The sequence below is a fragment of the Clostridium sp. AF17-21AC genome (assembly GCF_003461365.1).
GTDB lineage: Bacteria > Bacillota > Clostridia > Lachnospirales > Lachnospiraceae > Coprococcus > Coprococcus ammoniilyticus.
The window spans coordinates 202,783-214,947 of sequence record NZ_QTWY01000001.1; the positions used below are offsets into that span (position 1 = coordinate 202,783).

General features: G+C 42.5%; 9 protein-coding genes. 6 read left to right on the forward strand and 3 right to left on the reverse strand.

Features of this window, described 5'->3' with window-relative positions:
- The first annotated feature begins 69 nt into the window (after positions 1-69).
- Complete coding sequence (locus DWW85_RS01005) at positions 70-1,557, forward strand: AI-2E family transporter (protein ID WP_117807201.1); 1,488 nt, start codon at positions 70-72, stop codon at positions 1,555-1,557.
- A gap of 162 nt (positions 1,558-1,719) precedes the next feature.
- On the opposite strand, the gene DWW85_RS01010 is transcribed toward DWW85_RS01005, so the two are convergent.
- On the reverse strand, positions 1,720-1,905 hold the full coding sequence (locus tag DWW85_RS01010; protein WP_021944922.1) for a DUF4250 domain-containing protein: 186 nt from the start codon (positions 1,903-1,905) through the stop codon (positions 1,720-1,722).
- A gap of 198 nt (positions 1,906-2,103) precedes the next feature.
- On the opposite strand from DWW85_RS01010, the gene DWW85_RS01015 reads away from it, so the two are divergent.
- Positions 2,104-3,762, forward strand: a complete 1,659-nt coding sequence (locus DWW85_RS01015; RefSeq protein ID WP_117807202.1) for a polysaccharide biosynthesis protein — start codon at positions 2,104-2,106, stop codon at positions 3,760-3,762.
- A 235-nt stretch (positions 3,763-3,997) separates the two neighbouring features.
- Here the strand turns inward: DWW85_RS01015 and DWW85_RS01020 are convergent, their stop codons facing one another.
- Complete coding sequence (locus DWW85_RS01020) at positions 3,998-4,444, reverse strand: GatB/YqeY domain-containing protein (RefSeq protein WP_021944919.1); 447 nt, start codon at positions 4,442-4,444, stop codon at positions 3,998-4,000.
- Between the two features lie 250 nt (positions 4,445-4,694).
- On the opposite strand from DWW85_RS01020, the gene DWW85_RS01025 reads away from it, so the two are divergent.
- Entirely contained in the window at positions 4,695-5,156 is a 462-nt protein-coding gene (locus DWW85_RS01025; RefSeq protein WP_117785708.1) for an 8-oxo-dGTP diphosphatase, read from the forward strand.
- An 87-nt stretch (positions 5,157-5,243) separates the two neighbouring features.
- Here DWW85_RS01025 and DWW85_RS01030 read toward each other — a convergent pair whose 3' ends face one another.
- Positions 5,244-7,859 carry a cation-translocating P-type ATPase gene (locus tag DWW85_RS01030; RefSeq protein ID WP_117807203.1) on the reverse strand — a complete coding sequence of 872 codons (2,616 nt, stop codon included), beginning with the start codon at positions 7,857-7,859 and terminating at the stop codon, positions 5,244-5,246.
- Positions 7,860-8,379: 520 nt separating this feature from the next.
- On the opposite strand from DWW85_RS01030, the gene DWW85_RS01035 reads away from it, so the two are divergent.
- From DWW85_RS01035 to DWW85_RS01045, 3 genes are all read left to right on the forward strand, one after another.
- A complete protein-coding gene (locus tag DWW85_RS01035) occupies positions 8,380-9,306 on the forward strand; it encodes a LysR family transcriptional regulator (RefSeq protein ID WP_008402635.1) in 927 nt (308 codons plus the stop codon).
- Between the two features lie 372 nt (positions 9,307-9,678).
- The gene (locus DWW85_RS01040; protein WP_117807437.1) at positions 9,679-10,833 is read left to right on the forward strand and encodes a PLP-dependent aspartate aminotransferase family protein; all 1,155 of its coding nucleotides are present in this window, start codon (positions 9,679-9,681) and stop codon (positions 10,831-10,833) included.
- Between the two features lie 107 nt (positions 10,834-10,940).
- A complete protein-coding gene (locus tag DWW85_RS01045; RefSeq protein ID WP_117807204.1) occupies positions 10,941-12,125 on the forward strand; it encodes a MalY/PatB family protein in 1,185 nt (394 codons plus the stop codon).
- The last annotated feature ends 40 nt before the right edge of the window (positions 12,126-12,165 follow it).

Genomic DNA, 12,165 nt, shown 5'->3' on the forward strand with positions numbered 1-12,165 from the left:
TAAGAATAAATCCATTGATGTGTTGTTACAGGAATGGAATGAAACGACATATCCGATGTTGGGTTTTGAATGCGGAAAGGGAAAGGTTATCAGACAAAATTGGGAAATGAAAAAAAAAGACGGCTGTTTAAGGCGGGAACGATCATATTTCTGGTAATTGCAGCAGCGCTTGTATTTAATAAGATATTGGAGGAGTGGACAGGCTTTCGGAAGGTACTGGATACGATAACCGGGGCGGCAGCACCGATTATAATTGGTTTTGTGATCGCTTTTTTGTTGAATCCGGTGCTTATCTTTTTTGATCGCCTGTGTCATACGATCTTACAGGATCGGGTGATCATAGACAAGAAAAAACTGTTTCATGTATCAAGAGCCATATCGATCATTATAACGATCATTTTGTTCCTTGGTCTGCTCACGGGTTTGATCTGGATGGTAGTGCCACAGGTCATCGACAGTATCAATCTTCTTATATCCAATATGGATAATTACTATAATAATATCATGAAGGCGATCAATACCATTTATGATAAATTCAAGAACCTTGGCGAATCCGAAGAAATGGTAATGAATGTCGTAAACACTGTATATGACCGCTTACAGAAATGGGTAAATACAGATGTTGTTCCGAATCTGGATAAGATTGTATTGAATATCAGCTCCGGTGTTGTGGGCGGATTGAAGTTCATTTATAATTTCCTGATCGGTATTGTAGCATCTATCTATGTGATGGCGAATAAGGAATATTTGGCTTCCAGAGGCAAGAAAATCGTCTATGCACTGTTTAAACTGAAAAACGCGAATATCATTCTGGATGGACTTGCAAGTGTAAATAAGATATTCAGTCAGTTTATCAATGGTAAGATCGTGGATTCGATCATAATCGGGATTATAACATTTATTTTGACAACGATCGTAGATATGCCATATGCATTGCTGATCAGTGTTATCATTGGTGTGACAAATGTAATTCCGTTTTTTGGTCCGATCATCGGTGCGATCCCATGTGTGTTTATTGTTCTGATCGCAGATCCGATCAAGAGTATCATATTGCTTATCATGATCCTGTGTATTCAGCAGTTTGATGGAAATATTTTAGGACCAAAGATCCTTGGTGATGTAACGGGACTTTCCAGCTTCTGGGTTCTGACCGCGGTTATCGTAGGCGGTGGTATCTTCGGATTCTACGGAATGTTACTGGGTGTTCCGGTATTTGCATGTATCTACATGTATATCAATAAGACATGTACCGACAAGCTGGAAAAGAAGCATATGGTATCGGTGTCCTCGGAATTTGAGCGGATCAAACGGATCGATGAAGAAACCGGAAAGCCAATCTATCTGACAGAGGAAGAGGAGGATATCCGTTTTCATAAAAAAACTCCGGAGGAAAAAGCAGCCGCAAAGGCAGATCGCGAAGCAAAGAGGCATGCGAAGAAGCTTTATCAGCAGATTGAGAAAGTGATGCATGCAGAGAAAGCTGACGATCAGTTGGCAGCAACGAAGCATGAAGCGGAAAAACAGAGCAGTGATGACGACAAAGATGATCAAATGTAGGAAACGTAGCATATTCAGAAATGACAGGGCACATATAGTGTAGCTTTATGTGATAGAATAAGCCGGCAGATTTCTGTGGGGTAAATACCCGGTTAGAGATTTGCCGGCGTTCCTTTTGCAATAGGATAAAATAGTTATTTTCTTTGAATTAGAAGCATTTTATCAGATAAATCGATTTAATTTTCCATCGTAGTTAAAACCGGCAGATGCCAGTTTTTCGGAAACATCATTTACATTCAGATCCAGATCCGTACATAATTCATCCAGACTTGGATAAAAATCACGAAGCTTCATATTAATAAAGCTGAGGAGCATAACAGGATCTTTTGGAATATTTGGATTAGCCATAGGTGGAAAACCTCCTTTTATGAAAATCTTTTACATATTTTATTTGTAATAAGTATAAAAAACTGGTATATATATAGGGTATTGGAAACGTGTGTCATTTCCGATGTTAGTATAGCAGACGCCGGAAATATGTGCAACCAGATAGAATGGTAGCTGATCGTCTTGTAGTCAGTTACAAAATAATCAGGAGAAACAATCATGCAGAATGATAATGAAAAGAAGATAATAAAGAAGCCGTCCGGTATGAGGACAAATTTTGCTTTTCAGGCGGCAGTGCTGGCAGGTGCAGGTATATTATCCCGAGTGATCGGTCTCTTATACCGGTCACCGTTATTTCAGATTATCGGAGATGAGGGAAATGGATATTATGGTACAGCGTATGCAATATATTCCATGATATTGATGATCGCTACGTACAGCATTCCAACAGCGGTTTCTAAGATTATTTCAGGAAAGCTGGCCCTGGGAGAATACAGAAATGCGAGACGGGTATTTAAATGTGCTTTTATCTATGTAGTATCTGTCGGATTGGTGGCGGCTGTCCTGACATTTGCATTTGCACCGGCTTTGGTGAAGGAACAGCCAAATGCGATTTTAAGCTTACAGATCCTCGCACCGACAATATTTCTGTCGGGCTTTCTTGCTATCTACAGAGGCTATCTTCAGGCATATAAAACGATGATTCCGACCTCCATATCACAGATTATAGAGCAGATTGCAAATGCAGTTGTCAGCGTTCTGGTTGCTTATCTGATGTCCAGACCATTTGTACCGGGAACCTCTGAACATGCAAAATATGGTGCAGCAGGCAGTGCAATGGGAACAGGGGCAGGTGTTCTCTGTGGAATTATTTATATTCTGATCGCATATGCAGGAAGAAGAAAAGAAATCATGGAGACAGTAGAGTCTGATGTTTCGTCGAATGTAGAATCATATGGAAAGTTATTCCGGCAGATCGTTATGATCGTAACACCGATCATTATTGCTGCATTTGTGTATAATATTACGACCACCGTAGATATGAAAATTTTCTACAATGTCTTAAACAGTAAAAATGTAGATCGTGTTGAATCTGCAAATTTGTACGGTATTTTTTCCGGTCAGTATATGGTGCTGATCAATCTTCCGGTATCGATCGCATCTGCGGTTGGAACAACCCTGATACCAAATATTTCGGGAGCATTTACCAAGGGGGATAAAGCGGAAACGAATCATGTATACAATCAGTCCATGAGTATCACGATGATGGTGACGATACCATGTGCAGTCGGAATCGGTGTGCTATCAGAACCGATCATCACACTGTTGTTCCGTGGCGCGGATCCGCTGGTATTTAAGGCATTGACTGCCGGCTGCATATCTGTGGTATTTTATTCATTATCAACACTTACAAACAGTATCTTGCAGGGAATCGGAAAGGTTATGGAGCCGGTGAAGAATGCGACACTTGCATTGTTGATCCATTTAGTATTTCTTGCTGCTATTTTGAAATTTACAGATGCGAAGCTGTTCGGTCTGGTAGCGGCTACGATCCTGTATTCATTACTGGCTTGTATCTTTAACCATATATCTGTATCCAAATATATGTCTACAAAGCTTAATGTGAAGAAGATTTATCTTGCTCCTGCTGTTGCATCGATATTTATGGGAATCGTTGCATGGGGTAGTTATCAGATCTTCTACCACCTGATCCATATGAATTCAGTCAGTGTTGTTCTGGCAATCCTGCTTGCAGTTATTTTCTATGCAGCAGCTATTCTGGCAGTCGGTGGATATACGAAGGAAGAAATCCTTGCTATGCCAAAGGGAACCCTGATCCTGAAGCTTGCGGAGAAGTTACATCTGGTGCGAGAATAGAGAAAGGATAGAAGAGTCCGGCAATGAAAGCAGAGATATAAACTAAAAAACTCCATGTCCGGTGTCTATATATTTTATGAAGCAGACCTATCCGGAACGTCGGTTCTTAACGAATTGCCAACAGGTGATGAGTTTAGTACCGTTACGTTCCGGATCGAACGAAAGTGTTCTGCGAAATAAAGATATAGACACCGGGCATGGAGTTTTTCTGTTATCGTGTGGTGGCTTTGTATGCTTATGCCATCATAGATGTAAGGATCTGGTTGACCAGTTTTCCGTCAGCTTTGCCTTTAACCTTAGGCATCAGCTCTTTCATGATCTTACCCTTGTCTTTGGCTGTTGGAGCATCGATACCAAGACCTGCAAGAACTTCTTTGATCGTAGCAGTGATCTCTGCTTCATCCATCATCTTTGGTGCGAATTCTTCGAATACGGTGATTCTTGCCTTGCATTCATCTATGATATCGGTACGATCAGCAGGTGTTGTATCGATTGTTTCCTTTGCGAGCTTGATTTCTCTTAATACAACTTCGTTTTCTTCTTCCTCTGTCAGATCAGCACGTTTGTCTATAAATTTATTTTTCAGAGCTGTAAGGAGTGCGGATAATGCGTCCTTTCTCTCTTTATCATGTGCCTTCATAGCGGCCATCATTTCGCTTCTGACTTCATCAATTTTACTCATTATATTCATACCTCCGTATAAAGTTATATATAGGTAATTGCAAAACTGTCGATGTTTTGTAATTGCTTCACATATTGTGATCGGACAGGTTTACAACCTGTCGCTCCTTATTATAGCACCGGAAAAGCGATAATTTCAATATGGCAACTGTATTTGAATTATCGGTTGCATTTGTCCGGGGGGAAGGTATAATGAGCGCATATGGGTAAATATGCCAAATAACAGGAGATGAAAGACTATGTCACTTACTATGAAAATGACAACATTATGTTATATAGAGAAAGACGGAAAATATCTGATGCTTCATCGTACAAAGAAGGAGAAAGATATTAATAAGAATAAATGGATCGGAGTCGGCGGACATGCGGAAGGAACAGAAGGACCGGAAGACTGCCTGCTTCGGGAAGTAAAAGAAGAAACAGGACTGACACTGACATCTTATCAGTTCCGTGGCCTGATCACATTTATCAGTGATGTCTGTGAGCCGGAGCTGATGTGTCTGTTTACGGCAGATGGCTTTACCGGAAGCTTAACCGCCTGCAATGAAGGAGAACTGAAATGGGTAGATAAAAGCATCGTGCCATCTCTTCCAACCTGGACAGGAGATGCCATATTTTTAAAACTTTTATTAGAAGATGAACAACGTTTCTTCACTCTGCGGCTGGTCTATGAAGGAGATGAGCTGGTGGAACACCGACTGGAGTTTTATTAAAAGAAAACGCCAGCCGGCATTCGACTCTGTATAAGTCATGACTTTTGCAGGCACAACACAACCATTTCATAAGTCTTGACGCTGAAGTTATTTACGAACAGCTTCTTTTATTATTCGTGTGATCTGGATGATAAAGGTTGGGATAAATGCAAGCCCTAAAATGCTCAATACATTTTTAACTGTCAGGTCGGCAATCATGAATAAGCCATGCATAAATGGTGCGAGCAGGACAAAGCCAAGCAGCAGGACACCGGCGAAGAAAGCGGCGACACTCCAGAGGTTGGAGCGGATACCGATCTTTATAATAGAGGATTCGCTGCGGCATGTAAATCCGTGGAATAATCTTGCAAGCGTCAGTGTGGCAAATGCCATTGTGCTGGCAGTCAGGGCATTTACGGAATCACCCAGATAAAAGGCGACGGTTGTAACAATACCGATCAGAACACCGTAGCAAATAAGCTGGAGCGAGAAGGCTTTATTGAAGATTCCTGCTTTTGGATCTCGTGGTTTGTTACGAAGTAATTTCTTATCGGATGGTTCCATACCGATGGCAAGTGCCGGAAGTGAATCGGTCAGCAGATTGATAAAGAGCAGATGAACCGGCTGGAATGGGGTATCAAGCGCCATGATGGAGCAGTAGAGAACTACCAGAATGGCTGCGAGGTTTCCGGACAAAAGGAACAGGATGGCATTCATGATATTACGGTAAACATTTCTTCCTGTCAGGACAGCTTTTATGATCGTTGCAAAATTATCATCTGCAAGGATCATAGCTGAGGCATCCTTTGATACCTCGGTTCCGGTGATTCCCATAGCGACACCGATATCTGCTTTTTTCAATGCGGGAGCATCGTTTACACCGTCACCGGTCATGGCGACAATGTGACCTTTCTTCTGCCATGCATCAACGATACGGATCTTGTTTTCCGGTGAAACTCTGGCATAGACGGAGATCTTTGGAAGGACATCTGTAAGTTCGTCATCGGTCATACGGTCGACTTCCTGACCGGTTACGGCCATATCACCATCGTGGAAGATACCAATCTGTCTGGCAATAGCGGTTGCCGTTACTTTATGATCTCCGGTTATCATGATCGGTTTGATTCCGGCGGAGATAGCATCCGAAACTGCAGCCATGGATTCTTCTCTTGGCGGATCGATCATGGATACAAGTCCGATAAAAGTATAACCATATTCGGAGGCTGCGGTCAGAACTTCAGAGCCTGCACATTCTTTATAGGCAAGTGCCAGAACTCGTAAGCCTTGTCTGGAAAATTGCATGTTTTGTTCCAGAATTCTGTCGCGGTCATTCTCTGTAATCGGACGGATACCGTCCTCTGTGATGATTGAAGTCATACGGGTAAGAAGAACATCGACTGCACCTTTTGTCAGAAGCGTAGGTACGCCGTGCAATAGGTATTTGCTGCTCATCAGCTTCCGTTCGGAGTCAAATGGAATCTCTTCCAGACGTGGCATCAGATCACGCAAAACTTCTTCTGTTACACCGACATCAAATAGTTTCGTTTTCCTTGCCATCGTAAGGAGACAGGTTTCAGTCGGATCCCCGATATCCTTGCCATCCCGGATACTGCTGTCGTTGTTTAAGATACAGTTGTACAGGAAATAACGATGTGCCGGAATATGGAGATCCAGTTGGTCGGCATTTAACAGAGTATCACAGGTATAAAGCTGCTGAACTGTCATTTTGTTCTGTGTCAGTGTGCCTGTCTTGTCAGAACAGATAACAGAGACACAGCCCAGACTTTCGACTGCCTTCAGATCTTTGATAATCGCCTGGTCGGCAGCCATCTTTCTGGTACCCATTGCCTGAACGATCGTAACGATCGAACCGAGAGCCTCCGGAATGGCAGCGACAGCAAGGGCAACTGCGAACATCAGAGAATCCAGTATTTTCTCGCCCTGCATCAGGCGGAGACCGAATACGATCAGGCTGATCACCATAATGATCGTTGCCAGTTTTTTACTGAAATTATCAAGACTGATCTGAAGTGGGGTCGCTTTGGATTTTGTATTATTCATAAGGGTGGCTATCTTACCCATTTCTGTATGCATTCCGGTTGCTGTAACGAGAACATTTGCACGACCATAGGTAACAAGACTGCCGGAGAATACCATATTGATGCGGTCACCGAGAGCAACATCCTCGGTGATATCAGAGTCGTCTTTATCCACATTTGTAGACTCTCCGGTCAGAGAACTTTCATTTACCTGTAAAGAGAAATTTTCGATGATACGGCCATCAGCGACGATCATATCACCGGCTTCTAAGAGCAGGATGTCTCCCGGTACGATGTCTTTTGATGCAATCTCCTGTTTGATTCCGTCACGTAATACTTTCGCTTTTGGTGCAGATAATTCTTTTAAGGAATCAAGAGATTTTTCTGCCTTTACATATTGGATCGTACCAAGGATCGCATTCATGATAATAACCGCAAATATAACAATCGTACTTTCGATGTTGCCGGATGCCATAGAGACGATCGCGGCAGCGATCAGGATGATAACGAGCAGATCGGCAAACTGGTGAAAAAAGACAGAAGCAACACTTTGTTTCTTTTGCTCGACCAGAGTATTTTCACCATAGGTTTGAAGTCGCTCTTTAGCATCTGTAGTGGTAAGTCCTTCCGGATTACCGCAGGTTCGGAATAATTCTTCTTTGTTCAGCTGATAGATTTCTTTCATAAGACCATGTCCTTTCTTTTGCTTTTTTTCCTGAGACAGATAATGAATAGTAGTTTTTTAAACATACTGCTTGTATTTCGGAAAAATTCTGATTGGTACATGCTGTTTTTTGTAATTGATAATAAAAAACGAGACTTTTTGTGCACAAAAAATATGCACAAAAAGTCTCGTTTTAACGTATATATCGGTTATCCGATCCCCGGCCTTTTAAGGCGTACTGACGAGAATCGGCACATGCACAGCATGAAACTACTCCCTTTTTGAATGATATATTTTTATCATGTATGAAAAGCTTAGTCAACCGTTTTTAGAAAGGTTTAACCATTTTTTTACCGGAAAATTCGATTTGAAGAACTATGCTTTGACAGAATCTTATAAAAACGATCAGAAAATATCGAAAATAAAAAAGAGGTGTGGTACAATGAGTGTAATTGTTTGGACACAGGTCTTGCAGTATATTAAAGCATAAAGTACCTGTATAAAAAGAAAACATATAAGGAAGCAATCGGGAGGCACAGATATGACATTACAACAGCTTGTCTATGCTGTAAAGATAGCAGATACCAAATCCATGAATAAGGCGGCAGCAGAATTGTATGTATCCCAGCCGGCACTTTCCAGTACGATACGGGATCTGGAAGAAGAATTGAATATCGAATTATTTATCCGAACCAATCGTGGTATCGTGATCACGGCGGAGGGAGACGAGTTTTTAAGCTATGCAAGACAGATGGTAGAACTGAATCAGATGATCGAAGATCGATACATAAATAACGAAAAGAAAAAGAATAAATTCAGTGTATCCATGCAGCACTATTCATTTGCGGTAGAAGCCTTTATCGAGCTTGCAAAGGAGATCAGGCTGGATGATTTCGAACTGGCTGTGCATGAGACACGGACAAATGAAGTGATCGAGTTTGTAAGAGACTACCGGAGTGAGCTTGGAATCTTATATTTAAATGAGTTCAACCGAAAGGCTTTGCAGAAGATCTTCTCAGAAAACGGACTGGAATTTACGGAATTATTTGACTGTGATGTATTCGTGTATCTGAGCAACGAGCATCCACTGGCAGGAAAAGAGAAGATCGCATTTGAAGAATTAAAAGATTATCCTTGCCTTTCCTTTGAACAGGGCGAACGAAATTCGTTCTATTATGCAGAAGAAGTATTCAGCACTCTGGAATACAAGCAGATCATCAAAGCAGATGACCGTGCAACAATGCTGAATCTGATGGTTGGTATGAACGGATATACCTTGTGCTCCGGTATTATCTGTGAAGAATTAAACGGTAGTGCTTACCGCGCAATTCCGCTTGACACGGAGGAGAAAATGACGATCGGCTATATCAAACGAAAAGGCATGCGGCTGAGTACCCTTGGCAGACGCTATATCGAGATACTGACCCAATACGGAACACAGGAAAATGTAAAGAAGACGGCTGAGTAAATGCTCAGCCGTTTCCTTTGTTATGAAGTCTGAGCCTGCAAGGAGTGGGGCAAATGACAATTAAGCAACAAGTTGGCTATAAGCTGTATTTATAACCAGCTCACAGAAATACATAGTACCGAAATCTTATTCCTACTGATATACTATGGTATAAATAATGCATGAACTTATGGTTTGTTCTGACAGGCTATTATGACTTGCCAATACAGGGGCATTTGAGACCGCCGGTACTTGATGGTGCGAAAGCAGCATCTTAGTACCGCTGCAGGGCTCAACGAGCGGAAGCGTTCCCTGATTGGTAATGTCAGTAATAGCCTGTCAGAACAAACCATAAGTCAAAAACGCAGGCAGCAGGAAAGGATGACGGTTATTATGGATACAGGAATTGCTACAAAATGTATATATGGAAATCATGAAAAATTTGAAGGCGACAGAACGGGAGCGATCAGCTTTCCTATCTATCAGACAGCAACGTATGCACATCCGGCAGTTGGACAGAGTACGGGGTATGATTACAGCAGACTCCAGAATCCAACCAGAGAACAGTTGGAGAAGATCGTTGCATCATTAGAAGGAGGACTGGATGCTCTCGCTTTTTCTTCCGGCATGGCAGCTATTACAACATTGATGGAGATCTTCAAACCGGGCGACCATATCATTTCGGAAGCAGATCTGTATGGCGGAAGTATCCGTTTATTTGATCATATTAATCAGAAAAATGGTATTGAGTTCAGCCGGATCAATTTTGCAGAGGAAGATCCGGAAAACTACATCAAAGAAAATACAAAAGCAATCTATATCGAGACACCGACTAATCCAATGATGAATGTTATTGATATCCGCAAGACGGCGGAACTTGCAAAGAAACATAATCTGCTGCTGATCGTGGATAATACATTTCTGTCACCGTATTTCCAGCGGCCATTTGAACTGGGAGCCGATATCATTCTGCACAGCGGAACAAAGTTCTTAAGCGGACATAACGATACGCTGGCCGGATTCATCGTGGTAAATACACCGGAGCTTTCGGAGAAATTACGATATATCATAAAGACGACAGGTGCGGGACTTGCGCCATTTGACAGCTGGCTGGTGCTTCGTGGCATCAAGACACTGTCAATCCGTATGGAGAAGGCACAGGAAAATGCACAGGCGATCGTGGAATTCCTGTTGCAGGAGAAGAAAGTAAAGAATGTCTATTATCCGGGAATACCGGGAACAAATAATTATGAGGTCTGTAAGAGCCAGGCGAGTGGATTTGGAAGCATGTTGACATTTGAAGTGGAGAGCAAGGAGCTGGCACTCCATATACTGGAATCCCTAAAGCTGATCCCATTTGCAGAAAGTCTCGGCGGCGTAGAGACCTTGATCACATATCCGACGACACAGACTCATGCGGATGTACCGGAGGAAATCCGTATAAAGAACGGTATTACAGACAGTGTTCTGCGTCTGTCGGCAGGAATCGAAGATAAGAAGGATCTGATCGCGGATCTGAAACAGGCAATTGATTCTTTTGGGGAATAAAACAGTGTAATATATGAATAATGATGAAAAAGTAATTTGCCTGAAAAATATTTTGATATGGAAATATATTTACAGCATAGGATCTGAGACATAACGGGAGGATAATTATGGAAGAAAAAAACCTGAATTTTGATGAAGTAATAGATAGAAGAAATACAGACTGTTTGAAATTTGACTTTGCAGAGCGGAGAGGAAAGCCTGCGGATGTACTTCCTCTCTGGGTTGCAGATATGGATTTTAAGACCTCGAGTCTGGTCCTGGATGCGTTGACAGAGCGTGTACAGCATGGAATTTTTGGCTACACGGAGAGCAGAGAGAGTTATTTCGAGGCGGTCAGCAAATGGATGGAAGCTCACCATGACTGGAAGGTGGAACGAAGCTGGCTGACAAAGACACCGGGTGTTGTATTTGCACTGGCGATGGCGGTCAAAGCATATTCCAAGGCAGGGGATGCCGTTCTGATCCAGCAGCCGGTCTATTATCCGTTTTCAGAAGTGATCCGTGACAATAACCGGAAGCTTGTGAGCAATGATCTGGTACTTGGGGATGATGGAAAATATCACATCGATTTTGATGATTTTGAGAAACAGATCGTTGACAATCATGTTGTGCTGTTCCTGTTGTGCAGTCCGCATAATCCGGTCAGTCGTGTATGGACGGCAGAGGAGCTTACGAAGATGGGTGATATCTGTATCAAGCATGGCGTTACGGTTGTAAGTGATGAGATACATGAGGATTTTGTTTTCGGAGACCACCAGCACACGGTATTTGCGACGATCAAGAAAGAATTCGAACAGAACTCCGTTATCTGTACTTCTCCTGCAAAGACCTTCAATCTGGCAGGACTTCAGGTGTCGAATATCTTTATTCCAAATGGAACTCTGCGCGCAGTATTTCGTAAGCAGGTGGATGCGGCGGGCTACAGCCAGTTAAATGCAATGGGACTTACCGCCTGTGAAGCAGCGTATACTCATGGCGAGACATGGTATCAGGCAATGATGAGATATGTAGAGAGTAATATCGCATTTGTGCGTGATTACCTGAAAAAGGAACTTCCACAGATCAAGCTGATCGAGCCGGAAGGAACTTATCTGCTGTGGCTGGATTTCAGGGCACTCGGAATGACAGAGAAGGAACGGGAGAACCTGATCGTGAATCAGGCAAAGCTGTGGCTTGACAGCGGTGCGATCTTTGGGCAGGTAGGCGAAGGCTTTGAACGTATCAATGTGGCATGTCCGAGAGCAACGATCAAGGAGGCGCTTGACCGTCTGAAAGCAGTGATCACAGCATAACCACAGGCAAGTATGATGGCTTTGCAGAAAACATCAAAGG

Coding starts and splice junctions, on each gene's coding strand:
- DWW85_RS01015 (WP_117807202.1), top strand. CDS start 2,104: ATGCAGAATGATAATGAAAAGAAGATAATAAAGAAGCCGTCCGGTATG.
- DWW85_RS01035 (WP_008402635.1), top strand. CDS start 8,380: ATGACATTACAACAGCTTGTCTATGCTGTAAAGATAGCAGATACCAAA.
- DWW85_RS01020 (WP_021944919.1), bottom strand. CDS start 4,444: ATGAGTAAAATTGATGAAGTCAGAAGCGAAATGATGGCCGCTATGAAG.
- DWW85_RS01040 (WP_117807437.1), top strand. CDS start 9,679: ATGGATACAGGAATTGCTACAAAATGTATATATGGAAATCATGAAAAA.
- DWW85_RS01045 (WP_117807204.1), top strand. CDS start 10,941: ATGGAAGAAAAAAACCTGAATTTTGATGAAGTAATAGATAGAAGAAAT.
- DWW85_RS01030 (WP_117807203.1), bottom strand. CDS start 7,859: ATGAAAGAAATCTATCAGCTGAACAAAGAAGAATTATTCCGAACCTGC.
- DWW85_RS01010 (WP_021944922.1), bottom strand. CDS start 1,905: ATGGCTAATCCAAATATTCCAAAAGATCCTGTTATGCTCCTCAGCTTT.
- DWW85_RS01005 (WP_117807201.1), top strand. CDS start 70: ATGCGGAAAGGGAAAGGTTATCAGACAAAATTGGGAAATGAAAAAAAA.
- DWW85_RS01025 (WP_117785708.1), top strand. CDS start 4,695: ATGAAAATGACAACATTATGTTATATAGAGAAAGACGGAAAATATCTG.